We start from the raw sequence: 22,842 nt of genomic DNA, 5'->3' as shown, positions 1-22,842 counted from the left end.
CTGCTCGCGCATACGCTACCGGCCCGGCGCCACCCGATCGGCCCGGAGCCCGGACCTGATATCCGACCGGTATACCCACGCGCAGGTACGGCCGTCGATGTGACGGCTATCACCTCTTGCTGTTGATGACCGCCTTCATCACAGCCTTCGCGATCGGGGCGGCCAGACCGCCACCGGAGATGTCGTCCCGGTTGGCCTGGCCGTCCTCGACGACGACGGCGACGGCGACCGGGGAACCCTTGTCGGTCTTGGCGTAGGAGATGAACCAGGCGTACGGCTTCTCGCTGTTGTTCAGGCCGTGCTGCGCGGTACCGGTCTTGCCACCGACCGTGACGCCGTCGATGAGCGCGTTGGTTCCCGTGCCGTTCTTGACCACAGTCTCCATCATCTGCTGGAGCTTCTGCGCGTTCTCGGCCGAGAGCGGCTGGCTGAGCTGTTCCTTCTCATGGGTGTAGATGGTGTCGAGACTGGGCGCCTGGCGTTCGGCGATCATGTACGGCTGCATCAGCTTGCCGTCGTTGGCGACCGCGGCGGCGACCATGGCCATCTGGAGCGGGGTGGCGCGGTTGGAGGCCTGCCCGATACCGGCCATGGCGTTCTGCGGCTGGTTGTCCTTGGGGTAGACGCTGGCGTCGGCGCGCACCGGGGTGAAGATGTCCTTGTTGAAGCCGAACTTGTTGGCCTGTTCGATCATCTTCTGGTTGCCGAGGTCATCGCTGATCTTCCCGAAGACGGTGTTGCAGGACCACCGCAGTGCCTCCCGGAGTGAGGCGTTCTCGCAGGGGATGTTGCCCTCGTTCTCCAGGTTGCCGGTGGTCAGCGGGAGGCGCCAGGGAAGCGGCGACTTGGTGGGCTCGTCGATGCTGGTGTACAGCCCGTTCTCCAGCGCGGCCGCGGCGGTGACGACCTTGAACGTCGAGCCCGGCGGGTAGGTCTCGCGCAAGGCCCGGTTGAGCATCGGCTTGTCCTTGTCCGTCGAGAGCTTCTTCCACGCCTTGGAGTCCGCCTCGGAGTTGCCCGCGAAGGCCGAGGGGTCGTAGGAAGGGGTGCTGACGAGAGCCAGGATGGCGCCGGTCTGTGGGTCGAGCGCGGCGACGGCGCCCTTCTTGTTCCCCAGTCCCTCGAAGGCGGCCTTCTGGGCGGCGCCGTTGAGGGTGGTGACGACATTGCCGCCCTGCTTCTTCTCACCGGTGAACATCGACAGGGTCCGGTTGAAGAAGAGCCGGTCGTCGTTGCCGGTGAGGATGCCGTCCTCGAGCTTCTCGAGGAAGTTGGCGTCGAACGCCTGCGAGGAGTACCCGGTGACGGGTGCCCACATGGGGCCGTTCTTCCAGACGCGCTTGTACTTGAAGTCGCCGACCTTGGTCTCGACCGAGCCGGTCACCGGATTGCCGTCGACGATGATGTTGCCGCGCTCGTGCGCGTAGCGCTCGATGCGTACGCGGCGGTTCTCGTCACGGCTGTTCAGCTCGTCCGCACGGACGTACTGGAGGTAGTTGGTCCGCACGAGCAGGGCGAGGATGAGGACCCCGCAGAAGATCGCGATCCGGCGGAGGGGCTTGTTCACGGTCGGACCACCTGGGTCATCTCGGCGTCGGAGGACGGGGCGGGGGCCGGCGCGGGGCGGCGGGCGGTGTCGCTGATCCGGATCAGAATGGCGATCAGCGCCCAGTTGGCCAGTACGGACGAACCACCGTAGGCAAGGAATGGCATGGTCATACCGCTCAGCGGGATGAGCCCCATGACACCGCCGGCCACCACGAAGATCTGGATGGCGAAGGCCCCCGACAGCCCGATGGCGAGCAGCTTGCCGAAGGGGTCACGGGCGGCCAGTGCGGTGCGGACGCCCCGCTCGATGATCAGGCCGTAGATCAGCAGGACGGCCATCATTCCGGCCAGGCCCAGCTCCTCGCCGACGGTGGAGAGGATGAAGTCGGCGTTGGCGGCGAAGCCGATGAGATCGGAGTTGCCCTGGCCCCAGCCCGTTCCGAGTGTGCCGCCGGAACCGAACGACATGATGGCGTTCGAGATCTGCTCGCAGGCTCCGTTGGTCGCGTAACAGGAGAACGGGTCCTGCCAGGCCGTCACACGGGCCTGTACGTGTGGCTCGAAGGACGCCACGCCCACCGCACCCACCGCGGACATCAGCAGACCGAAGACGATCCAGCTGGTCCGCTCGGTGGCGACGTACAGCATGACCACGAAAAGGCCGAAGAACAGCAGTGAGGTGCCGAGGTCGGTCTCGAAGACCAGGATCAGAATCGACAGCGCCCAGATGGTGATGATCGGTCCGAGGTCGCGTCCGCGCGGCAGGTACAGCCCCATGAAACGACGGCTGGCCAGTGCCAGTGCGTCACGCTTCACCATGAGGTAGCCGGAGAAGAACACCGCGATCAGGATCTTGGCGAACTCTCCCGGCTGGATCGAGAGCGGGCCGAGACTGATCCAGATCTTCGCGCCGTTCACGGCCGGGAAGAACATCGGCAGGATCAGCAGGATCATCGCCGTGACCATCGAGATGTACGTGTAGCGCTGGAGAATGCGGTGGTCCTTGAGGACCATCAGCACCGCGACGAAGAAGGCAACACCGATTGCCGAGTACAGCAACTGCTTGGGGGCGTCGGGGCTGTAGGCGCCGTACAGGACCTCCGCACGCTGGATCAGCCTCGGCGACTGGTCCAGCCGCCAGATCAGCACCAGCCCCAGGCCGTTGAGCAGGACGGCGAGCGGAAGCAGCAGCGGGTCCGCGTACGGTGCGAACTTGCGCACCACGAGATGGGCGACGCCGCCGAGCAGGATGAGCCCGCCGCCGTATCCGAACATGCCGGACGGGAGCGATCCGTCCATGGCGAGCCCGACGTTGGCGTAGGCGAAAATCGAGATGGCGATGGCGAAGCCCACCATCATCAGCTCGGTGTTGCGGCGGCTCGGCGCGTCGATCGCGCCGATCGTGGTCGTATTGGTGACAACGCTCATGGTGCTGAAGGCCCCCTACGGCTTTACTTCTTGCCGCACTGCGGGACCAGCTTCTTCTCTTCCTCCGAGAGGCTGGGACCAGGAGTGGGACTCGCGGTGGTCGACTTGTTCTTGGCGGCGTCCGAGTCCGTGCCGCTGGCCTGGCTCTCGTCGGCGGCGGCCTTCTCGGCCGCGCGTCGCTGGGCGTCCTTCTTGCAGGCGGACGCCTGGAGGGCGAGTTCACCGATCTTGTCGCGCGCGGCGGCGAGATTGCCTTCGGCGATGGTCGCCTCGACCCGCTTGCGCTGGTAGGGCGGGAGGTACTTGAGTTCGATCTCGGGGTGGTCCTTCTCGACCTTCGAGAGCGAGATCCATGCCAGGTCCTGGCCGATGCCGCGGAACAGCGCGACGTTTTCGTTGTTCGCGCCCACGTAGAACTGGTTCTGGGTCCAGCGGTAGCCGCCGTAGAGACCGCCCCCGACGATGGCGAGCGCGAGCACGGTGTACAGAGACCTCTTGAGCCACCTGCGGCCGCCGCCGGGCTTGACGAAGTCGTCGTCGGTGTACGCGTCGAAGGAGCCGTGCGGCATTCCGCCGTAGCCGTCGTCGCCGCTGCCGGGCGGGCCGAAGCTGCCCGCGGGCGGCGGCACGGGCCGGCCGAGGCCGGCCGCTCGTCCGGCGGGGGTCTGCATGGCGCCGCCGTCGTTCAGCTGGGCGGCCGGGTTCTCGGCGACCGCACCGACGACGACCGGGGTGTCGTTCAGCTGCCCGGCGAGGGTGTCATTGCTGTCGACGTCGAGGACGTCGGCGACGATGCAGGTGATGTTGTCCGGGCCGCCGCCGCGCAGAGCGAGCTGAATCAGCTCCTGGATGGTCTCCTGGGGGCCCTGGTAGCTGGCGAGGGTCTCCTCCAGCGTCTGGTGGGAGACGACGCCGGAGAGCCCGTCGGAGCAGATCAGGTAACGGTCGCCGACCCGGACCTCGCGAATGGAGAGATCCGGTTCGACGTGATCGCCACTGCCCAGCGCACGCATCAGAAGGGCGCGCTGCGGATGGGTGGTGGCCTCTTCCTCGGTGATCCGGCCTTCGTCGACCAGCCGCTGCACCCAGGTGTGGTCCTGGGTGATCTGGGTGAGGACGCCGTCGCGCAGCAGGTACGCGCGGGAGTCGCCGACGTGGACGAGACCGAGGCGCTGGCCGGTCCAGAGGAGAGCGGTGAGCGTGGTGCCCATGCCCTCCAGCTGGGGGTCCTCCTCGACCATCATGCGCAGCTGGTCGTTGGCCCGCTGCACCGCGGTGCCGAGGGACGTGAGGATGTCCGAGCCCGGCACGTCGTCGTCGAGCTGGACGAGTGTGGAGATCACCTCGGAGCTGGCGACCTCGCCGGCTGCTTGGCCTCCCATGCCGTCGGCAATGGCGAGAAGACGCGGGCCGGCGTAACCGGAATCCTCGTTTCCTTCCCGGATCATGCCCTTGTGCGATCCGGCGGCGAAGCGCAGGGAAAGACTCATGCGCACCTCTCCCGTCGGCTCGGGGTACAGCCGGTCTCGAGCCACACTGCCCACCCTCCGGTCGGGAGCCGGGCCGGGTCCGTGTGGTGGACGGCCGCGGCTCGCTCGCTCCGCTCGCTCATTGTCGTACTACTTCCGCAGCTCGATGACGGTCTTGCCGATGCGGATCGGCGCGCCCAGCGGAACAGGTGTCGGGGTGGTGAGTCGGGTCCGGTCGAGATAGGTGCCGTTGGTGGACCCGAGATCCTCGACGATCCACTGGCCGTCACGGTCGGGGTAGATCCTGGCATGCCTGCTGGACGCGTAGTCGTCGTCCAGGACGATTGTTGAGTCGTGGGCCCTGCCCAGAGTGATGGTCTGGCCCTGGAGGGCCACCGTGGTGCCGGTGAGGCTGCCCTCGGAGACGACCAGCTTTGTGGGTGCCCCCCGGCGCTGGCGGCCGGGTTGCTGGCGTTGCTGCGGCGGTGCCGCCGCGTTCTGGCGCGCCTGTGACGGCCGTCCGTCGGCCGTGGACCGGCGTGAGCCGCGCTGTGTGACACGCGTTCCGAACAGGTCGCTGCGAATGACCTGGACGGCCACGATCACGAACAGCCACAGAACAGCCAGGAAACCTAGCCGCATGACCGTCAGGGTCAGCTCTGACATTGCCCCCGCTTCACCCTTCGGCTTGCCGGTAAACGATGGTGGTGCTGCCCACGACGATCCGCGAGCCGTCGCGGAGCGTAGCGCGGGTGGTGTGCTGCCCGTCCACCACGATGCCGTTGGTGGACCCGAGGTCCTGGATCGTCGAGGGCGTTCCGGTCCGGATCTCACAGTGCCGACGCGATACGCCGGGGTCGTCGATCCGCACGTCGGCGTCGGTGCTGCGTCCCAGCACCAGCGTCGGGCGGGAGATCTGATGGCGTGTGCCGTTGATCTCGATCCAGCGCCGCACCTGCGCGTTCGGCAGGGAGCCGGGGCCGGCCGGCGGGTGGCGGTCGACACCGGGTGTGCCGTGCCTGCCGGCGCCCGGCGGCGGTGACGCCGGCATCGGCGGGGCGGAGCTGGGCGGGTAGCCGTAGCCGCCGGAGGGCTGCGGAGACCGCCCTCCCTGGCCCGGGTAGGGGGACTGACTGTGCTGCCCGGGCTGACCCTGCTGGCCCTGGTGCTGTGACGAACTCGATGCCAGGGTGCGGCTGCGTACGCGGTAGAGCCCGGTGTCGAGGTCGTCGGCCTTCTCCAGGTGGACCTTGATGGGGCCCATGAAGGTGTACCGCTGCTGCTTGGCGTAGTCGCGGACCAGCCCGGAGAGTTCGTCGCCCAACTGGCCCGAGTACGGGCTGAGACGCTCGTAGTCCGGGGTGCTGAGCTCGACGATGAAGTCGTTCGGGACGACGGTCCGCTCACGGTTCCAGATCGTCGCGTTGTTGTCGCACTCGCGCTGGAGGGCTCCCGCGATCTCGACCGGCTGGACCTCGGACTTGAAGACCTTGGCGAAGGTGCCATTGACCAGACCTTCGAGACGCTGCTCGAAACGCTTCATGACTCCCATGGGGCACCTCCTCCGTTGTAGTCGTCCCTGTACTGCTTACTGATCGTATCCACGCCTCGGGGAATCGGCTGGTTCCCCTTGTCTGCCCTGTGGATAAGTGTCACCTCCCACACGGATCGTAGAGGCGGCTTCCGGACAGTGTCCCGCACCTGGGATGCACTGAGGAGGAGTGGGGGCGGCCGTTCGGCGTTCCCGGTTCCCGCCTGATGCCCGGTGAAACAACGGATGTGAATCCACCCTCTCCAGCGTGCTAATCTTCCGGATGTCGCCAGGCGCTCACACCAAACGGTGAGAGAATCTGGAAACACCACTCTTGCGCGAGTGGCGGAACGGCAGACGCGCTGGCTTCAGGTGCCAGTGTCCTTTGGGACGTGGGGGTTCAAATCCCCCCTCGCGCACAAGGAAGAAGCCCCACGGACCAACGGTCCGTGGGGCTTCTTCGTTCCCGGGACTGGTTTCACGTGAAACGCCGGGTTCAGGCTGTCTCGCAGGATTATGGGGCTGGTGTGAACCTTGTGAGGCTTTCGTTCCCTGTGAGGATTTCGCGGGTTGGGGGCCTGTGGGAGGCTGTGAGATTTCTCGACCCTCCATGGCTTATGGGGGTCCGCGTCCGGTGTCCGGTCAGTCCTGTGGGGTGATCGTGCCTGTGTTTGCCCGGTTGTAGCGCAGCAGGTACTCAGCGAAATCGGCGAGATCGTCCGTCGTCCAGTCCCCGAGGCGTTCCTGATAGGCGGAGCGGCGGCTGGCCTGGGTCGAGGCGAGCGCCGTGATTCCGGCCTCGGTGGGGTGCAGTACCTGGATGCGGTGGTCGTCCGGGTCCGGGTGGCGCTCGACCAGCCCCAGCTTCTCCAGGGTGCCGATCTGCCGACTGACCGTCGATTTGTCCAGCATGTAGTGCGCGGCCAGATCTGTCGCGCGGCAGCCGTTCTGGTCGTTGATGTGCGACAGCAGTGTGTACGAGACCAGGGACAGCTCCGGGTGGAGGCGGGCTGCCACGGACCGCGCGCGACGTGCGAAAGCGGTCAGTTCGCGCTGGATGACATTCAGCGACTCTTCGCGCCTCTCGGTGGCGTCTGGCACTGATTCACCTTCCGTTTCGCCTTCCTCTCCTTCAGTTGTATAGTACAACCGAATTAAGAGTTGTAAAAGCCAACTACTGGAGTGTTCCGAATGTCGTCAGGCCCGAGTGCGGCCGCCGGTTCCACCGCCGCCGCTCTGCGTCATGTGCTGAGCCATTTCGTCACGCCGCTGGTGATGTGCGTCGGGATGGGGCTCGCCTACCTCGGGGCGTTCCACGCCCCTGAGCCGCACGATCTCCGGGTGGACGTGGTCGGCTCGGGGACGAGCGCGCAGGTGCTCGCGCAGACGCTGCAGGACAAGGGCGACGGGGCGCTGATCGTGCGAACGGTTCCCGATCGCGCGACGGCGGAGAAGCATCTCGGGACCCAGGAGAGCTACGGCGCCTACCTCCCGGGGAAGCACCCCGAACTGCTGGTGGCCGGCGCGTCCTCCGGCACCAGCGCCACGGTCGTGGAGGAGATCTTCACCAAGGTTGCCGCCGGGCAGGGTGATCCGCTCAAGGTGACGGACACGGCACCGACCGCCGACGGGGATCCGACCGGCCAGGGCATCTTCTTCCTGCTGGTCGCGATCAGCATCGGCTCGTATGCGTCGGTCGCGGTGATCGGCGGTGCCGGTGCGGTGCTGGCGCTGCGGATCAGGGCGGCGCTGACGGTCGCCGTTTCTCTCGTGGTGAGCCTGATCGGCGTGGCCTTCGCCGGTCCGGTGTTCGGCCTCGTCGACCACGGTTTCGGCGGTCTCTGGGCGATGGCCTGGCTCTACTCGCTGGGCATTCTGCTGATCGGCGTCGGGCTGCACGTCTTCCTCAAGCGATGGACGACGCTCGGCATGATGGTGCTCTTCGTGATGCTCAACTTCACCACCTCCGGCGGCATCTTCCGGCCGGAGTTGCAGCCCGGAATCTTCGGCGCGCTGCACTCCTTCTGGAACGGCGCGGGCTTCGTCGAGGGTGTACGCAGCCATGTGTACTTCGGCGGACACGCACTCGGCAGGCATGTGCTGGTGCTCGCACTCTGGTGCGTGGTGGGTCTCGCGGTGATGGGTGCGGCGGGGTTGGCCGAGGGGAAGCGGCGGAAGGCCGCCGAGACGTCCTCGGCCGGGAGCATCGGCGCCTCCGAGGCGGGGGGAGCGCAGGAGGCCGGGGGAGCACAGAGAGAGGGACGACACGTCGGGGACGGGGCACGGGCCGGGGCGGACGGCACGGAGGAGCTGGAGGAGGAACTGGAAGAGACCGTCGGCGTCTGACCGGGGCTGAGGGGCGTCCGGCCGGAACCGGGGTGGCCGACCGGGGCGGTGCGGCGTCCGGTCGGGGCCCGCGCGGACGCCGAGCGTGGCGGAGCAGTGTCCGAGTGAGCCGCAACGGGGGTTGCCCACAGGCTGCGAGATGCTGCGGAGAGGCCGCGCAGTGAGTTTTCCACAGGGGGAGACGCCCTCTGGCGGGCGGCGGTACCTTCATCGCAATTGATCTGCGACTGGGCATGGGGCCGGGGTGCAGGGCGATGTGGGGAGGTTGCGCCATGGGGGCAATCGAAGCTGCAGGGCCGGTTCAGCGGGCCGTGGCGGACGATCTGCGCATTCCGGTCGTACCCGGATTCGCGCCCAGGGTGACCGTGGCGGGCCGGGGCCCGCAGCAGTCGCCCAGGCAGGCGGGCAAGGCACTGCGGGAGAGGGTGCCCAGGATCTCCCACACCGTCCTCGACCTTCCGGCCGGGCGGCCCGATGCCGTGCGGGCGATCCAGGAGTCGAGCCGGGGCAGGGTGCCCGAGCTCGCACCGATACGCGTGGGGCGGATTGCCGCGACGCCTTTCGCGTTCCTGCGCGGTTCGGCCGGTCTGATGGCCCATGACCTGGTGGGCACGCCGGTCAGCGGGGTGGGGGCCCAGCTCTGCGGCGACGCACACGCTGCCAATTTCGGGTTGTACGGCGATGCCCGGGGCAGTCTGGTCATCGACCTGAACGATTTCGACGAGACCGTGTTCGGCCCCTGGGAATGGGACCTCAAGCGCCTCGCCACGTCGCTGGTGCTTGCGGGGCGCGAGGTCGGGGCGGACGAGGACACCTGTCGCCAGGGCGCGTACGACACGGTGGGTGCCTATCGGCGGACGATGCGGCTGTTGGCCAGAATGCCTGTGCTCGACGCCTGGAACGCCATCGCGGACGAGGAGTTGGTCTCGCACGCGGATGCGCGGGATCTGCTCGGCACTCTGGAGCGGGTCTCGGAGAAGGCCCGCCGCAACACCAGCGCCCGTTTCGCGGCCAGGTCCACCGAGGGTTCCGGGGACGGTGGGCGTCGCTTCGTGGACGCGCCGCCGGTGCTGAGGCGGGTTTCGGACCAAGAGGCGGCGGCGGTGGCGTCGGGATTCGGCAGCTATCTGGGCACGATCCCGGAGGACCTCCTGCCTCTCCTCGCCCGGTACGCGATCCACGATGTGGCCTTCCGGGTGGTCGGCACCGGGAGCGTCGGCACCCGCTCGTACGTGGTCCTTCTGCTGGATCACCGTGGAGAACCCTTGGTGCTCCAGGTGAAGGAGGCGCGGCCCTCCGTGCTGGCTCCCCACCTGCCGAAGGTCGGGTTCGATGTGCCGGAGGTGGCACATGAGGGGCGCAGGGTGGTGCTCGGGCAGAAGTGCATGCAGGTCGTCAGCGACATTCTGCTGGGGTGGACGACCGTGGAGGGGCGTCCGTTCCAGGTGCGGCAGTTCAGGAACCGCAAGGGCAGTGTGGACCCGGCAGCCCTCGCGGCAGATCAGTTGGACGACTACGGCCGCATGACCGGCGCGCTGCTGGCGCGGGCCCATGCGCACAGCGCCGATCCGCGGCTGATCGCGGGCTACTGCGGCAAGAGCGAAGAGCTGGACGAGGCGGTGGCGGCGTTCGCGGTGACGTACGCGGACCGCACGGAGGCGGACCACGCGGAGCTGGTCCGGGCCATCGCGGCGGGACGGATAGCCGCCGAACGGGACGTGTGAGAGGCGTTGCGCCCACCGCGCGTCCCCGGTGCACGGACGGTGGCCATACGCTGGACGGGTGACCGACGAAGCCGCTGGGGTGCCGACCACCCGGAACGAAGACGACCGGCAGGACAACGACCGGCAGGACGCGTCCTCCGAGCAGCAGGTGCAGGATGCGCAGCACGGAGGGCCGGCCGGGGCCGGATCGGAGACCGGTGTCGCTGCCGGGGCCGATGACGAGGCCGGTCGGACTGTCGGGAGGACCGCCGAAGGGGATCGGCCCGAGGCTCGGCTCGCGAAGGCCGTGCGGGTGGCGGAGCAGGCGCTGATCGAGTTCGAGATCGCGGTGGAGACCTTCCGGGTGGAGGTCGAGAACTTCTCCCGGCTGCACCACCAGAAGCTCGGGCCGATGTACGCCCGCCTCGATGAACTCGACGCGCAGATCGCGGAGGCGCGGGCAGCCAGGACCGGTGACCCCGAGGATCTCCGTAGGGCGCAGGAGGCCCGGGCGGTCGTGATGCCGATGCCGGGTGTCGACGAGCTCTTCCACGACTGGATCGACTCGGACGGACTGTCCCCCGAGGCGGCGGCGATGCTGACCGAGCAGCCCGTCCGACCCCCCAAGCGGATCCGGCCGACCGAGGAGGCGCGCAAGCTCTACCGAGATCTGGCCCGCAAAGCCCACCCGGACCTTGCGCCGGACGAGACGGAGCGGGTGCGCCGCGAGGAGTTCATCACCCGCGTCAACGCCGCTTACGGCCGCGGGGACGAGGCGCTGCTGATGGAGCTGGCACAGGAGTGGGCGGCGGGACCGGTGACGCCGGAGGTGGAGCTCAGCGAGAGCGAGGAACTCCACGCACGGCTGGACTGGTTGACCCAGCGCAAGGAGCTCCTGACGGTGCTTGCCAAGGAACTCGAGGAGAGCGCGATCGGTGCCATGCTGCGCATGGCTCCTGACGATCCGGACCGGCTGCTCGACGAGATCGCCGATCAGTTGCTGGGCGAGGTCGCTCGGCGTGAGACGGAGCTGGCGGGCCTGGTGCAGTAGCGTTCCGGGTGACTCTGGAGCGTACGTACGAGAGAAGGCATGACCCATGAATTTCGCCCCGCTGCCCTCGGTGGATGTCGCGGCGGTTCCGTCGGACGGATTGGTGCTGGACGTCCGGGAGGACGACGAATGGGCGGCCGGGCATGCCGAAGGTGCTCTGCACATCCCGATGAGTGACTTCGTGGGCCGCTTCGGTGAACTCACGGAGGCTGCCGAGGACGGGCGGCGGGTGTACGTGGTGTGCCGGGTCGGTGGCCGTTCTGCCCAGGTCACGCAGTACCTGGTGCAGCAGGGCATCGACGCCGTGAACGTCGACGGCGGGATGCTCGCCTGGGACGGTGCCGGACGTCCGATGGTCACCGACGACGGAAGCCCTGCATTCGTGCTCTGAGCCATTAGTGCTCTGAGCCCGGGTGGCTGCCCGGCCGCTGGCGCATTCGGCTGCCGGTGCGTTCGGCTGTCGGCCTGCCCCGGCCGAGAAACTGGTCGGCCATCTCCACGGGCGCGGGGTCGGGGCGTCAGCCGAGGGGGTGCGCGGCGAGGAGGTCGCCCAGCGCCTCCTCGTGTGCCGCCGCAGGGCCGAGGGAGAGTTCGATCTGCTTCGCCCAGGCGTGGAAACGGTGCAGCGGGTACTCGGTGTCCGCGCCGAAACCGCCGTGCAGATGCTGTGCTGTCTGCACGACCCGACGGACGCCCTCCGAGGCCCAGATCTTCGCCACGGCAACGTCGGCCTCAGCGGGCAGCGCACCGTCGGCCCCGGTCGAAATCCGCCAGGCAGCTTGCCAGAGAGTCGCTTCCATCGCCCGCAGGTCGATGTAACGGTCCGCGGCCTGTACGGCGACGGACTGGAAGGTCGCGATGGGGAAGCCGAACTGTTCGCGCTTGCCGGTGTATGCGCTCGTCATGGCGAGCACAGCCTCGCCCAGGCCCGACGCGAGGGCACAGGTCCCGGTGGTGAGCAGGGAACGCAGCCATTCCCAGGCCCCGGCGGCGTCGATCAGCGCCCAGTTGTCGAGGTGTACCGATTCCAGACGCACCTCGGAGAACGACTCTCCGCTGGTGGAGACCTGTTCGGCCAGAGTGACGCCGTCGTCGGTGGGCCGAATCAGGGCAATGACGGCCCGGTCCACGCCCGTATGGGCGGGAACTGCGATCCAGTCCGCGGTCTGCGCCCACGGCACTCCTGACTGCACCCCGTCGAGCACCCAGCCACCCGCGTCGCCGGCGGTGTTTCCGGGGCTGTCCACGGGCCCTTCGCCGGATCCGGCGAAGCGTTCTTCACCAGGTACTTCGCCGAGCCGGTCGCTCGGTGCGGGGCCCACACGGCGGGCGGTGACGGCGAGCTCGGCCGGATCGTGCCCCGTGCGGCCGTTGGCCCCGACGGTGAGCACCAGCTCGCCCCGGCCGACCCGGGGCAGCAACTCGGCGGCCAGGCCCGCGTCGCCGTAGCGCTGCAGGGCCATCGCGACCGCGCACGTCTCCAGCAGGGGTACCCGGGCGAGCACCCTGGCGGACTCGCGCAGCACCAGGCAGAGCGCGACAGGATCGAGTCCGGCCCCGCCGTGCTCCGGCAGGAGCGTCAGGCTCAGCAGATCGCCTGCCGCGAGTCCGCTCCACAGAGGGCGGTCGATGTCCTCGGCCACCACGCCCGGTACGAGAGCGGGGCTGGGCACGCCGTCGGGTGCAACCCCCGAGAAGACCGCTCTCGCCGCTTCGGTGGCTGCCTGCTGTTCCTCGGTGAAGGTGAAGTCCACTGCCTCGGCCTCCCGCGAACCGCTTTTCCCTTACCCGGATGTGACGGACCGTCAAGATAGAACAGGTTCCAGGAGAAGGGAACAGGAGGAATCGCGGACAGGTGGGTGAACGCCGGGGCGCGGCGAGGGAGCCGGGCGGTCAGCGATCGAAGTCGAGCTGCACCTCCGGAGTGATCGGATGCGACTGGCACGCCAGGACATAGCCGGCGTCCGTCTCTTCGGGCTCCAGCGCGAAGTTGCGATCCATTCGTACCTCGCCCTGGACCAGGAACGCGCGGCAGGTTCCGCACACGCCACCCTTGCAGGCGTACGGCGCGTCGGAGCGGCTGCGCAGCACGGTCTCCAGCAGCGATTCGCCCTCCTGTACCGGCCAGGTACCCGAGCGGCCGTCCAGGGTCGCGGTGAGGCTGCTGTGAGCAGGTGTGTTGACCCGGGCGCGAGCGGGTGTGCCCTCACCGTCCTCCACGTGGAAGATCTCCTGATGGATGCGGTTCCGGTCGACACCCAGGCCGTGCAGCGAGCGTTCGGCCGCCTGCACCAGTCCGAACGGCCCGCACAGATACCAGCCATCCACCTCCGCCACCGGTAGCAGCGCGGGCAGCAGCTCGCTGATCCGGTCCTCGTCCAGCCGGCCGGACGGGAGACCTGCCTGCTGTTCTTCCCGGGACAGCACCGTGACCAACTGGAACCGGTCCGGGTAGCGGTCCTTGAGATCGGCGACCTCGTCCAGGAACATCGTCGAGACCGCCGTACGGTCGCTGCGGATCAGGCAGAAACGGGCATCGGGCTCCCGCTCCAGCAGCGTCGCTGCGATCGACAGCACGGGCGTGATTCCACTGCCTCCGACGATCGCCGCGAAATGGCCGGAGCGCGGGGTGAGCACGAAGCGACCCATCGGGGGCATCGCCTCGACCAGGTCACCGGCGGAGAGTTCCTTCAGCGCGTATGTGGAGAACACACCGCCGTCGACGAGCCGAATCCCCACCCGCAGCACCGGATCCGCCGGTTCCTCGGTGGCCGGTGAGCAGATCGAGTACGAGCGGCGGATCTCCTCGCCGTCGACGCTGTGGCGCACGTTGAGGTGTTGGCCGGGCTTGTGGCGGAAGGTCTCACGCAGTTCGGCCGGAACGGCGAGGGTGACAGCCACCGAATCGTCCGTGAGCCGTTCGATCGCGCGGACCCGGAGCGGATGGAACATCTACAACTCCTTGAAGTGGTCGAACGGTTCGCGACATGTCACACAGCGGCGCAGCGCCTTGCACGCGGTGGAGGAGAACCGGCTCAGCAGCTCCGTATCGGTCGAGCCGCAGTGCGGGCAGCGGACGGAGAGTGTGAGGGGTACAGGACCGCTCGCGGCCGATGCGGCGGTGTGCGGGCGTGGGGGTGCGATACCGAACTCGGCCAGCTTGCGACAGCCTTCCGCGCTGATGTCGTCCGTGGACCAGGGCGGCGAGAGCACGGTGACCACGGAGACGTCCGTCATGCCGCGGTCGTGCAGCACCCGCTCGATGTCCGCGGACATGGTCTCGATCGCCGGGCAGCCGGTGTAGGTGGGGGTGAGACGGACGGTGACCTTGCCGGGCCCGCGTACGTCCACGCCCCGGAGCACCCCCAGCTCGTCCAGGGTCAGCGCGGGCAGTTCGGGATCGGGCACGGAGCCCGCCAGTCGGCGCAGCTCCTCTTCGAGGAGCTTCTCGGTCACCATGACGCCCCCGGGTGGCTGCGATGCAGGTGCTGCATCTCGGCGATCATCCGCCCGAAGGGTTCGGTGTGGATGCCCTGGCGTCCCGCGCCTGCCGTCCATGCTCCGGATTGCGGGCCGGTCGGCGTGGTCAGTGTGGCCTGCCCCAGTACGGCGGTGACGGACTCGAGCCAGCCGCTGTGCAGCGACTGCCAGTCGATCTCCACGCCTTCGACGGGCTGGAAGAGCTCGCCGGTGAACCGCCACAGGGCGTCGACACCGCGCTGCATCCGTTCGTGGCTCTCCGCCGTGCCGTCGCCCAGCCGTAGCGTCCAGTGCTCCGCGTGGTCCTGGTGGTAGGCGACCTCCTTGACCGCCTTCCGCGCCAGTGCCGCGAACGTGCTCTCGCCCGCCGCCAGCTTTTCGTGGAGCAGTCGTTGGTAGGTGGAGAAGTAGAGCTGGCGGGCGATGGTGTGGGCGAAGTCGCCGTTCGGCTGCTCGACCAGCTGGACGTTGCGGAAGGCCCGCTCTTCGCGCAGATACGCCAGCTCGTCCTCGTCCCCGACGAGGGAGAGCAGCACCCGGGCCTGTCCCAGCAGGTCCAGGGCGATGTTGGCCAGGGCGACTTCCTCTTCCAGCACGGGGGCATGGCCTGCCCACTCCCCGAGCCGGTGCGAGAGCACCAGTGCGTCGTCGCCCAGGGCGAGAGCCGCGGTCACAGGTGCTTCACCCCTTCCGGGATCTCGTAGAAGGTCGGGTGCCGGTAGGGCTTGTCGCCGGCAGGTTCGAAGAAGGAGTCCTTCTCGTCGGGTGAGGAGGCGGTGACCTGTGCGGACGGGACGACCCAGATGGAGACGCCCTCGGAACGGCGTGTGTAGAGATCGCGTGCGTTGCGCAGGGCCATGTCCGCGTCCGGGGCGTGCAGGCTGCCCGCGTGGGAGTGGGACAGTCCGCGGCGTGAACGCACGAACACCTCCCACAGTGGCCATTCGGTCGAGTTGCTCATGCTGTCGCCTCCCCGTTTCTTATCGGCTTGTGCTTCTCGGCGTAGGCCGTTGCCGCGGCCCGTACCCAGGAGCCCTCCTCGTGCGCCCGGCGGCGCTGGGTGAGGCGCTGCTCGTTGCACGGGCCGTTGCCCTTGAGGACCTCCTGGAACTCCTGCCAGTCGATCGCCCCGAAGTCGTGCTGCCCACGCTCGTCGTTCCACCGGAGGTCCGGGTCCGGGAGGGTGAGCCCGAGCGCCTCGGCCTGCGGGACACAGATGTCCACGAAGCGCTGCCGCAACTCGTCGTTGGAGTGCCGTTTGATCTTCCAGGCCATCGACTGGGCCGAGTGGGCCGAAGAGTCGTCCGGCGGGCCGAACATCATGAGGGACGGCCACCACCAGCGGTTCACCGCGTCCTGCGCCATTTCGTGCTGCGCCGGTGTTCCGCGGCTGAGGGTGAGCAGCAGCTCGTAGCCCTGACGCTGATGGAAGGACTCCTCCTTGCAGATGCGGACCATCGCCCGGGCGTACGGGCCGTAGGAGCAGCGGCAGAGCGGAACCTGGTTGGTGATCGCGGCACCGTCCACGAGCCAGCCGATCGCACCGACGTCCGCCCAGGTCAGCGTCGGGTAATTGAAGATTGATGAATACCTCTGGCGGCCGGCGTGGAGCTTGTCGAGCAGTTCCTCGCGACCGGCTCCCAGAGTCTCCGTGGCGCTGTACAGATAGAGCCCGTGGCCGGCTTCGTCCTGCACTTTGGCCATCAGGATCGCCTTGCGGCGCAGCGAGGGTGCTCGCGAGATCCAGTTGGCCTCGGGCTGCATACCGATGATTTCGGAGTGGGCATGTTGGGCCATCTGCCTGATCAGTGACGCGCGGTACGCATCCGGCATCCAGTCGCGTGGCTCGATGCGCTCGTCCGCCGCCACCGAGGCATCGAATGCCGACTGCAGATCCTCGTCCACCCCTGGGGGCTTGCCTTGTCCTGCCTGCGCCGTCTGGTCCGCAGTCACTGCCGTCATCCCGGACTCCCTACCGACCGACCGATCGTTCGGTTCACTGTCTTCAATGGTGAGTCGGCGGCCCGTAGGGTGTCAACCCTGTGGATAACTCACCGGGGATCGGCGGGGATCGGGGCGGGATGGATTCGTACAGCGAAAGTGGTGTCGGGAGCGGGAGCGGGAGCGGGAGCGGGAGTGCCGGGTCGGGGGCCGGCCGGCCCGAGGAGGTGCTCTCCGGAGTCGGCCCCGGAGGTTCGGGGGGTTCGGAGGCCGATCCGGCACCCCACGGTGGCATGGCCTCCCTGTCGCGTCCGTATCAAATCGTCGCCATGGGCGCACTGTCGGTGATCGGTCTGGTCGCCTGTGCTCAGCTGGCCATGGTGTTCTTGCACGTCGCGCCCTCGAACACGCTGACCAAGCAGCATGGCGAAGCGGTCGACGAGTGGATCTATCCCGAGTTCGAACAGAACTGGAAACTCTTCGCCCCGAACCCGCTTCAGCAGAACGTGGCCGTTCATGTGCGAGCAGAGATAGCCGGCGGCACCGAAGGCCGCCACACCACTGGCTGGATGAGCCTCTCCAGCGAGGACGGCAAAGCGATACGTGGCAATCCGATCCCCAGCCACATCCATCAGAACGAGCTCCGCCGAGGCTGGGACTTCTATCTCAACTCCCACGACGACCAGAACCAGGCGAACGGCCTGCGCGGCCGGCTCTCCGAGCGTTACATCCGCCGCATCGCCATGCTGCGCCTGAGTGAACACGACTACGGTGGCACCGTCGAGCGCATTCAGATCCGATCCGAGGTGCGCTCCGTCGCGGCGCCCGCATGGAGCGAGGAGAAGATCGGCACGAAGCCGACCTACCGGGTGCTGCCCTGGTGGACCGTGACCTCTGCCGACCTTCCCGAGAACGCCAGGGGGGCGAACAAGTGAGGACGTCCGCCTTCGACCACAAGCTCGCCCACGGCATTCAGCGCATCACCTCCGCAGCTCTGGGCCCGTACCAGAGTGCCGTCATCCGGATCGGTTTCTCCGCCACTTTTCTGCTGTTCCTGCTCCGCGAACTGCCGCACCGCCACGAGCTGTACGGTCCGGACGCACCGTGGCGCTGGGACATGGCACAGCAGCTCATATCGGGCAATCAAGCCTTCACCGTGCTCATGTGGTCGGACAGCACGATCTGGTTCGAGATCGTGTACGGGGTTGCTCTGCTCTCCGCGGCGCTGTTGATGATCGGCTGGCACACCCGGGCCATGTCGGTCCTCTTCATGGTCGGTGTTCTCTCCCTGCAGAACCGCAGCATTTTCCTGGGTGACGGTGGCGACAACGTCATTCACCTGATGTCGATCTATCTGGTGCTGACGCGCTGTGGGCAGGTCTGGTCATGGGACGCGCGGCGCGCGGCGCGTTCGGTGCGTTCGGTCCGTGCAGACCGTCCGACGGACGCGGGCACCGAGGCGGGCATCGGCGCAGGGGCGGGCACGGAGCCCGACGCGGAGGACGACGGTCCGCGTCGTTCGGTACGGGGAGACGCGGCCGGCCCGATTCTCTGGGGGGTGCTCGGCCTGGTGCTGGTCGTGGCCACCTTCACGGACGGCCTCGGCGGCACCTGGTGGCTGCCCGTGCTCTTCTGGGTCCTCTGGGTCGGTCAGGGCGCCTGGTGGGCCGTGAACCGGCGCGCGCCGCACAGTGAAGCGCGCACCCTGTTCGATGTCATCGCCAATCTCGCCCACAATGCGACTCTCGTCGTGATCATGGCTGAGGTCTGTCTGATCTACGCGACGGCAGGGTGGTACAAGATCCAGGGGTCGCGGTGGCAGGACGGCACTGCGCTGTACTACGCGCTCCGGCTCGACTACTTCATGCCCTGGCCCGGACTGTCGGACATCCTGGCGTCCAGCGGGATCATGGTGATGCTGCTGACGTACGGCACGGTCATCGTTCAGGTCGCTTTCCCCTTCACCCTGTTCAACCGCCGGGTCAAGAACACCTTGCTCGTCCTCATGATGTGCGAGCACGCGGGTATCGCCGTGGTGCTCGGGCTGCCCTTCTTCTCGATGGCGATGATCGCCGCAGACTCCGTCTTCCTGCCCACCGTCTTCCTGGTGTGGCTCGGCGGCCGGGCGACCCTCGGACGGGACCTGCTGTTCTCGCGGTTCTCGCGCAGGGGCAAGGTGCCGGGGCAGCGGCGTGCGGTCGATGACGAGGAGGCCCTGCACCACAGAGACGACGGGGGCCATACGCTCGTCGGGTGAGCAGTGAGAGCGGCAGAAGTGGCAGCACAGGCAGTATCGCGGGTACCGGCGGGCGATCGCCGATCGAGGATTCGTCGGCGCGTGAACCTATCGTTGGCGCCGCGTCGGCGACGGAGCCCCTGCAGTACGACGACGGATTCGGGGCGGAGATCGGCGTCGGGCCACATCCGCTTCCCTGGCCGGTGGGCGACCGGTACGACCCCGAGCTGTTGGCGCACGGCGACCGGCGCAACGTGGGCGACGCCTACCGGTACTGGACACGGGAGGCGATCGTCGCCGATCTGGACCTGCGGCGGCACGACTTCCATGTGGCGGTCGAGAACTGGGGCCACGATTTCAATATTGGCTCCGTTGTGCGTACGGCGAACGCCTTCCTCGCCAAGGAGATCCACATCGTGGGGCGGCGGCGCTGGAATCGGCGTGGTGCGATGGTCACCGACCGGTACCAGCATGTGAGGCACCACCCCGACACGGAATCGCTGACCGCGTGGGCGGGGGCGGAGGGACTGCCGATCATCGGGATCGACAACTTGCCTGGGGCCGTGCCGCTGGAACGGACCGAGCTGCCGCGGCGGTGTGTGCTGCTCTTCGGGCAGGAAGGGCCCGGACTGACCGAGGAGGCTCGCGAGCACGCGGAGATGGTGTGCTCCATTGCGCAGTTCGGATCGACGCGGTCGATCAACGCGGGAGCCGCGGCCGCGATTGCCATGCATGCATGGGTGCAGCGCTATGCGGAGATCCCGGAGGCGGGGCGGGAGCCCGGGGCCGGGAGCGGCCCGGGACTCTGAGCGGGCGGGGTGGGCGAAGGCGAGACGTGGGGGGCGCGGTCGCCTGCCGAGCCCGTGCCCGGCCCTGGCCCTTCCCTCTGCCTTGTCCGGGCCGCTCCCTGTCCTGTCCGAGGGAGCGGCCCGGACTCCGCCCCGAACGCGAAGAGAGCAGAGGCGCCCGGGGCATGGAAGGGTCTACGCCTGGCGGCGGACTTCCACCATACGGAACCGGTTTGCGACGAAGGCTCCGTCGCACAGCGCCGCGTTCGCTGCCGGATTGCCGCCCGAGCCGTGGAAATCGGAGAACGCCGCGGTCTGGTTGACGTATACCCCGCCAGTCAGGTTCAGCGAGAGCTGGGCCGATTCCTCCAGGCAGACGTCTTCCACCGCGCGCTCCACCTCAGGTGAGGTGGAGTAGGCGCCTACGGTCATCGCGCCCTTGTCGCGGATCGTGCGGCGGAGCAACTCCACGGCGTCGGCCGTCGAGTCGACCGCTACCGCGAAGGACACCGGTCCGAAGCACTCCGACAGGAAGTGCTCCTCGTCATCGGGCTTGGCGCTGTCCAGTTTCACGACGGCAGGGGTGCGGACCACGGCGTCGGGGAAGTCGGGGTTGACCACCTCTCGAGAGCGCAGGGCGACTTCACCCAGTTCCTCGGCCGCCTCGAGACGCGCCTTCACGTCAGGGTTCACCAGGGCGCCGAGCAGTCCGTTCGCCCGGGCGTCGTCGCCCAGCAGACCGTCGACCGCGGCGGCGATGTCCTCGATGACCTCGTCGTAGGTCTTGTCGCCGGCGTCGGTCGTGATGCCGGCGCGGGGGATCAGCAGGTTCTGCGGTGTGGTGCACATCTGGCCGCTGTACAGGGAGAGCGAGAACGCCAGGTTGGCGAGCATTCCCCGGTAGTCGTCGGTGGAGTCGAGGACGATGGTGTTGACCCCGGCCTTTTCCGTGTAGACCTGGGCCTGGCGGGCATTGGCCTCCAGCCACTCGCCGAAGGCGGGGGACCCGGTGTAGTCGATGATCTTGATCTCGGGGCGCAGGGCGAGGGTCTTCGCAATGCCCTCGCCAGGCCGTTCGGCGGCCAGGGCGACCAGGTTGGGATCGAAGCCCGCCTCGACCAGCACGTCGCGGGCCAGCTGGACCGTGAGCGCCAGCGGAAGCACGGCGCGTGGATGGGGCTTGACCAGGACAGGATTTCCGGTGGCCAGGGAGGCGAAGAGCCCCGGATAGCCGTTCCACGTGGGGAACGTGTTGCAGCCGATCAGGAGCGAGATGCCGCGGGGTGCCGCGGTGAACGACTTGTGCAGCCGGAGCGGGTCGCGCTTGCCCTGGGGCTTGGACCAGTCGGCGTTCTGCGGCGTGCGGATCTGCTCCTCGTACGCATAGGCCACCGCCTCCAGGCCGCGGTCCTGGGCGTGTGGGCCGCCCGCCTGGAACGCCATCAGGAAGGCCTGGCCACTGGTGTGCATCACGGCCTGGCCGAACTCATGGGTCCTGGCGCTGATCCGAGCCAGGATCTCCAGACAGACCAGTGCCCTCGTCTCGGGTCCTGCCGCCCGCCAGGCGGCCATTCCCGCGCGCATGGCCGGAATCAGGACGTCCGGGTCGGCGTGCGGATACTCGACGCCCAGCTCCGGGCCGTACGGAGAGGTCTCTCCGCCGGTCCAGCCGTCGGTGCCCGGTTGGCCGAGGTCGAGCCGGGTGTGCAGGACGGCGTCGAAAGCGGCCTTGCCCTCGGCGGCGCTCAGGCTGCCAGGGGCGCCTCCCTCGCCGTACGCCTTCGGATGCTCGGGGTGCGGGGACCAGTAGGCGCGCGCACGGATCGCGTCGAGGGCCTGGTCGAGCGTGGGGCGGTGCTTCTCGGACAACAGGTGCGGGGAGAGCTCGGCGGCCATGACGGACCAACTCCTCATCGAGCTGGGCAGGGACGGGCGGACAGAGTTAGAGTAACCGAACGATCGGTCGGGACAAGGGGGCCCGCCAAACCTGTGGACAACTCGTAGGGGAGGATCGCGGACATGACCACGGCCAAGCGGGACACGTACACCCCGGAGACCCTGCTCACCGTCGCCGTCCGTGTCTTCAACGAGCGCGGCTACGACGGCACGTCCATGGAGCATCTCTCCAAGGCGGCAGGCATCTCCAAGTCCTCCATCTACCACCACGTCGCGGGCAAGGAGGAACTGCTCCGCCGTGCGGTGAGCCGGGCACTGGACGGACTCTTCGGAATCCTCGACGAGCCGGGAGCGACGCAGGGGCGCGCGATCGAGCGTGTCGAGTACGTCACCCGCCGTACCGTCGATGTGCTGATAGCCGAACTTCCTTATGTGACACTGCTGTTGCGCGTGCGGGGCAATACGCAGACCGAACGCTGGGCCATGGAGCGGCGCCGTGAGTTCGACCACCGGGTGACCGAGCTGCTCAGGGCGGCGGTCAAGGACGGCGATCTCCGCTCCGACATGGACATACGGCTGGTGACCCGGCTGCTCTTCGGGATGGTCAACTCCCTGGTGGAGTGGTATCGGCCGCAGCCGGACGGCGGTGTCGACGAGGAGCGACTCGCGGACACGCTGGTCCGAGTGGCTTTCGAGGGGATGCGGTCCAACCGCTGAGTCGCTGAGCGGTTGGCGGCCGGACGGGTCCGGAGCTCGTTCGCCGGCGTGGTCGCTGCCCTGCGTGCTCCCGGTATCGCGTCCGTTGCCGTGCTGCTCGTGGTGCCGTCCCCGCTCTGTCCGGTTTCCGTCAGGTCAGCTCCGTGGGCCTGGTCGGGCCCAAAGCCAGGTCCGTTTCCTCGAACACCAGAAGAGTGCGAGTGGAGAGCACCTCGGGGATGGCCTGGATTCGGGTCAGGACCAGCTCGCGCAGCGACCTGTTGTCCTGTGTGTGCACCAGGAGCAGGACATCGAAGTCGCCGCTGACCAGTGCGATGTGGGTGGCCCCCGGCAGTGCCTGGAGCTGCTCGCGCACGGTGCGCCAGGAATTCTGGACGATCTTGAGTGTGATGTACGCGGAGGCGCCCTGGCCCGCCCGCTCATGGTTCACGCGCGCGCTGAAACCGCGGATCACGCCGTCGTCGATGAGCCGGTTGATTCGGGCATAGGCATTGGCCCGGGACACATGGACGCGATCGGCCACCGACCGTATCGAGGCACGGCCATCCGTCTGGAGCAGTCGCAGGATGTCATGGTCGATGGCGTCGAGCGGCCGCGCGGGCGGCAGCCGGCCGGGTTCCTCGTCCCCGGCGGCCATTTGTTCAGCTGACATGCGCCCGTGCCTCCCTGTCCTGGACGACCTGTCCCCATCCCAGGCTGTGGAGAACC

General features: G+C 68.1%; 22 protein-coding genes and 1 tRNA gene. 9 read left to right on the top strand and 14 right to left on the bottom strand.

The window, feature by feature from the left end:
• Positions 1–109 precede the first annotated feature (109 nt).
• The 5 genes from AB0L71_RS16965 to AB0L71_RS16945 form a co-directional block, all read right to left on the bottom strand.
• Complete coding sequence (locus tag AB0L71_RS16965) at positions 110–1,567, bottom strand: penicillin-binding transpeptidase domain-containing protein (protein ID WP_365243229.1); 1,458 nt, start codon at positions 1,565–1,567, stop codon at positions 110–112.
• Positions 1,564–2,976: an FtsW/RodA/SpoVE family cell cycle protein gene (locus tag AB0L71_RS16960; protein ID WP_365243227.1), complete on the bottom strand. Its 1,413-nt coding sequence runs from the start codon at positions 2,974–2,976 to the stop codon at positions 1,564–1,566. Before AB0L71_RS16960 ends, AB0L71_RS16965 begins: the two co-directional genes overlap by 4 nt.
• A gap of 23 nt (positions 2,977–2,999) precedes the next feature.
• Positions 3,000–4,466 (bottom strand): PP2C family serine/threonine-protein phosphatase, encoded by a 1,467-nt coding sequence (locus AB0L71_RS16955; protein WP_365243225.1) that lies wholly within the window; start codon positions 4,464–4,466, stop codon positions 3,000–3,002.
• Positions 4,467–4,595: 129 nt separating this feature from the next.
• Positions 4,596–5,111, bottom strand: a complete 516-nt coding sequence (locus AB0L71_RS16950) for an FHA domain-containing protein (protein WP_365243223.1) — start codon at positions 5,109–5,111, stop codon at positions 4,596–4,598.
• Between the two features lie 10 nt (positions 5,112–5,121).
• A complete protein-coding gene (locus AB0L71_RS16945; RefSeq protein WP_365243221.1) occupies positions 5,122–5,997 on the bottom strand; it encodes a DUF3662 and FHA domain-containing protein in 876 nt (291 codons plus the stop codon).
• A 315-nt stretch (positions 5,998–6,312) separates the two neighbouring features.
• Here AB0L71_RS16945 and AB0L71_RS16940 point away from each other — a divergent pair.
• Positions 6,313–6,395, top strand: a tRNA-Leu gene (locus tag AB0L71_RS16940).
• Positions 6,396–6,618: 223 nt separating this feature from the next.
• On the opposite strand, the gene AB0L71_RS16935 is transcribed toward AB0L71_RS16940, so the two are convergent.
• Positions 6,619–7,077, bottom strand: coding sequence for a MarR family winged helix-turn-helix transcriptional regulator (locus tag AB0L71_RS16935; protein ID WP_365243219.1), 459 nt, complete (start codon positions 7,075–7,077; stop codon positions 6,619–6,621).
• Positions 7,078–7,167: 90 nt separating this feature from the next.
• Here AB0L71_RS16935 and AB0L71_RS16930 point away from each other — a divergent pair, with 90 nt between their 5' ends.
• The 4 genes from AB0L71_RS16930 (at position 7,168) to AB0L71_RS16915 (ending at position 11,467) form a co-directional block, all read left to right on the top strand.
• Positions 7,168–8,322 carry a hypothetical protein gene (locus AB0L71_RS16930; RefSeq protein ID WP_365243217.1) on the top strand — a complete coding sequence of 385 codons (1,155 nt, stop codon included), beginning with the start codon at positions 7,168–7,170 and terminating at the stop codon, positions 8,320–8,322.
• Between the two features lie 272 nt (positions 8,323–8,594).
• Entirely contained in the window at positions 8,595–10,046 is a 1,452-nt protein-coding gene (locus tag AB0L71_RS16925) for a DUF2252 domain-containing protein (protein ID WP_365243215.1), read from the top strand.
• 58 nt (positions 10,047–10,104) lie between these two features.
• On the top strand, positions 10,105–11,076 hold the full coding sequence (locus AB0L71_RS16920; protein ID WP_365243213.1) for a J domain-containing protein: 972 nt from the start codon (positions 10,105–10,107) through the stop codon (positions 11,074–11,076).
• Between the two features lie 46 nt (positions 11,077–11,122).
• Positions 11,123–11,467, top strand: coding sequence for a rhodanese-like domain-containing protein (locus tag AB0L71_RS16915; RefSeq protein WP_365243212.1), 345 nt, complete (start codon positions 11,123–11,125; stop codon positions 11,465–11,467).
• Positions 11,468–11,594: 127 nt separating this feature from the next.
• On the opposite strand, the gene AB0L71_RS16910 is transcribed toward AB0L71_RS16915, so the two are convergent.
• The 6 genes from AB0L71_RS16910 to paaA form a co-directional block, all read right to left on the bottom strand.
• Complete coding sequence (locus AB0L71_RS16910) at positions 11,595–12,830, bottom strand: acyl-CoA dehydrogenase family protein (protein WP_365243210.1); 1,236 nt, start codon at positions 12,828–12,830, stop codon at positions 11,595–11,597.
• 139 nt (positions 12,831–12,969) lie between these two features.
• Positions 12,970–14,028 (bottom strand): 2Fe-2S iron-sulfur cluster-binding protein, encoded by a 1,059-nt coding sequence (locus tag AB0L71_RS16905; RefSeq protein WP_365243208.1) that lies wholly within the window; start codon positions 14,026–14,028, stop codon positions 12,970–12,972.
• Positions 14,029–14,535: a 1,2-phenylacetyl-CoA epoxidase subunit PaaD gene (gene paaD / locus AB0L71_RS16900; protein WP_365243206.1), complete on the bottom strand. Its 507-nt coding sequence runs from the start codon at positions 14,533–14,535 to the stop codon at positions 14,029–14,031.
• Complete coding sequence (gene paaC / locus AB0L71_RS16895; RefSeq protein ID WP_365243204.1) at positions 14,529–15,230, bottom strand: 1,2-phenylacetyl-CoA epoxidase subunit PaaC; 702 nt, start codon at positions 15,228–15,230, stop codon at positions 14,529–14,531. Before paaC ends, paaD begins: the two co-directional genes overlap by 7 nt.
• Positions 15,227–15,517 (bottom strand): 1,2-phenylacetyl-CoA epoxidase subunit PaaB, encoded by a 291-nt coding sequence (gene paaB, locus AB0L71_RS16890; protein WP_365243202.1) that lies wholly within the window; start codon positions 15,515–15,517, stop codon positions 15,227–15,229. Before paaB ends, paaC begins: the two co-directional genes overlap by 4 nt.
• Entirely contained in the window at positions 15,514–16,518 is a 1,005-nt protein-coding gene (gene paaA, locus AB0L71_RS16885; protein ID WP_365243200.1) for a 1,2-phenylacetyl-CoA epoxidase subunit PaaA, read from the bottom strand. The genes paaB and paaA overlap by 4 nt, the downstream gene beginning before the upstream one ends.
• Positions 16,519–16,637: 119 nt before the next feature.
• Between paaA and AB0L71_RS16880 the strand changes: the two genes are divergently transcribed.
• From AB0L71_RS16880 to AB0L71_RS16870, 3 genes are all read left to right on the top strand, one after another.
• Positions 16,638–17,432, top strand: a complete 795-nt coding sequence (locus AB0L71_RS16880; RefSeq protein ID WP_365243198.1) for a DUF5819 family protein — start codon at positions 16,638–16,640, stop codon at positions 17,430–17,432.
• Positions 17,429–18,754 (top strand): HTTM domain-containing protein, encoded by a 1,326-nt coding sequence (locus tag AB0L71_RS16875; protein WP_365243196.1) that lies wholly within the window; start codon positions 17,429–17,431, stop codon positions 18,752–18,754. The genes AB0L71_RS16880 and AB0L71_RS16875 overlap by 4 nt, the downstream gene beginning before the upstream one ends.
• Before the next feature lie 62 nt (positions 18,755–18,816).
• On the top strand, positions 18,817–19,542 hold the full coding sequence (locus AB0L71_RS16870; RefSeq protein ID WP_365243334.1) for a TrmH family RNA methyltransferase: 726 nt from the start codon (positions 18,817–18,819) through the stop codon (positions 19,540–19,542).
• 174 nt (positions 19,543–19,716) lie between these two features.
• On the opposite strand, the gene paaN is transcribed toward AB0L71_RS16870, so the two are convergent.
• Positions 19,717–21,417: a phenylacetic acid degradation protein PaaN gene (paaN, locus tag AB0L71_RS16865; protein WP_365243194.1), complete on the bottom strand. Its 1,701-nt coding sequence runs from the start codon at positions 21,415–21,417 to the stop codon at positions 19,717–19,719.
• A gap of 123 nt (positions 21,418–21,540) precedes the next feature.
• On the opposite strand from paaN, the gene AB0L71_RS16860 reads away from it, so the two are divergent.
• Positions 21,541–22,134 carry a TetR/AcrR family transcriptional regulator gene (locus AB0L71_RS16860; protein ID WP_365243192.1) on the top strand — a complete coding sequence of 198 codons (594 nt, stop codon included), beginning with the start codon at positions 21,541–21,543 and terminating at the stop codon, positions 22,132–22,134.
• 130 nt (positions 22,135–22,264) lie between these two features.
• On the opposite strand, the gene AB0L71_RS16855 is transcribed toward AB0L71_RS16860, so the two are convergent.
• Positions 22,265–22,771, bottom strand: coding sequence for an Lrp/AsnC family transcriptional regulator (locus AB0L71_RS16855; RefSeq protein WP_365243332.1), 507 nt, complete (start codon positions 22,769–22,771; stop codon positions 22,265–22,267).
• Positions 22,772–22,842 lie beyond the last annotated feature (71 nt).

Origin of the sequence: Streptomyces sp. NPDC052052, assembly GCF_040680455.1 — a bacterium.
GTDB lineage: Bacteria > Actinomycetota > Actinomycetes > Streptomycetales > Streptomycetaceae > Streptomyces.
The sequence above is the reverse complement of the archived record's forward strand: the minus strand, read 5'-3'. Positions and strand labels throughout refer to the sequence as shown.

Excerpts from the sequence above, each read along its gene's own strand:
- AB0L71_RS16925 (WP_365243215.1), top strand. The coding sequence starts at position 8,595 with ATGGGGGCAATCGAAGCTGCAGGGCCGGTTCAGCGGGCCGTGGCGGAC.
- AB0L71_RS16945 (WP_365243221.1), bottom strand. The coding sequence starts at position 5,997 with ATGGGAGTCATGAAGCGTTTCGAGCAGCGTCTCGAAGGTCTGGTCAAT.
- paaB (WP_365243202.1), bottom strand. The coding sequence starts at position 15,517 with ATGAGCAACTCGACCGAATGGCCACTGTGGGAGGTGTTCGTGCGTTCA.
- AB0L71_RS16905 (WP_365243208.1), bottom strand. The coding sequence starts at position 14,028 with ATGTTCCATCCGCTCCGGGTCCGCGCGATCGAACGGCTCACGGACGAT.
- AB0L71_RS16930 (WP_365243217.1), top strand. The coding sequence starts at position 7,168 with ATGTCGTCAGGCCCGAGTGCGGCCGCCGGTTCCACCGCCGCCGCTCTG.
- AB0L71_RS16880 (WP_365243198.1), top strand. The coding sequence starts at position 16,638 with ATGGATTCGTACAGCGAAAGTGGTGTCGGGAGCGGGAGCGGGAGCGGG.
- AB0L71_RS16960 (WP_365243227.1), bottom strand. The coding sequence starts at position 2,976 with ATGAGCGTTGTCACCAATACGACCACGATCGGCGCGATCGACGCGCCG.
- AB0L71_RS16950 (WP_365243223.1), bottom strand. The coding sequence starts at position 5,111 with ATGTCAGAGCTGACCCTGACGGTCATGCGGCTAGGTTTCCTGGCTGTT.
- AB0L71_RS16860 (WP_365243192.1), top strand. The coding sequence starts at position 21,541 with ATGACCACGGCCAAGCGGGACACGTACACCCCGGAGACCCTGCTCACC.
- AB0L71_RS16855 (WP_365243332.1), bottom strand. The coding sequence starts at position 22,771 with ATGGCCGCCGGGGACGAGGAACCCGGCCGGCTGCCGCCCGCGCGGCCG.
- paaD (WP_365243206.1), bottom strand. The coding sequence starts at position 14,535 with ATGGTGACCGAGAAGCTCCTCGAAGAGGAGCTGCGCCGACTGGCGGGC.
- paaA (WP_365243200.1), bottom strand. The coding sequence starts at position 16,518 with ATGACGGCAGTGACTGCGGACCAGACGGCGCAGGCAGGACAAGGCAAG.
- AB0L71_RS16955 (WP_365243225.1), bottom strand. The coding sequence starts at position 4,466 with ATGAGTCTTTCCCTGCGCTTCGCCGCCGGATCGCACAAGGGCATGATC.
- AB0L71_RS16915 (WP_365243212.1), top strand. The coding sequence starts at position 11,123 with ATGAATTTCGCCCCGCTGCCCTCGGTGGATGTCGCGGCGGTTCCGTCG.
- paaN (WP_365243194.1), bottom strand. The coding sequence starts at position 21,417 with ATGGCCGCCGAGCTCTCCCCGCACCTGTTGTCCGAGAAGCACCGCCCC.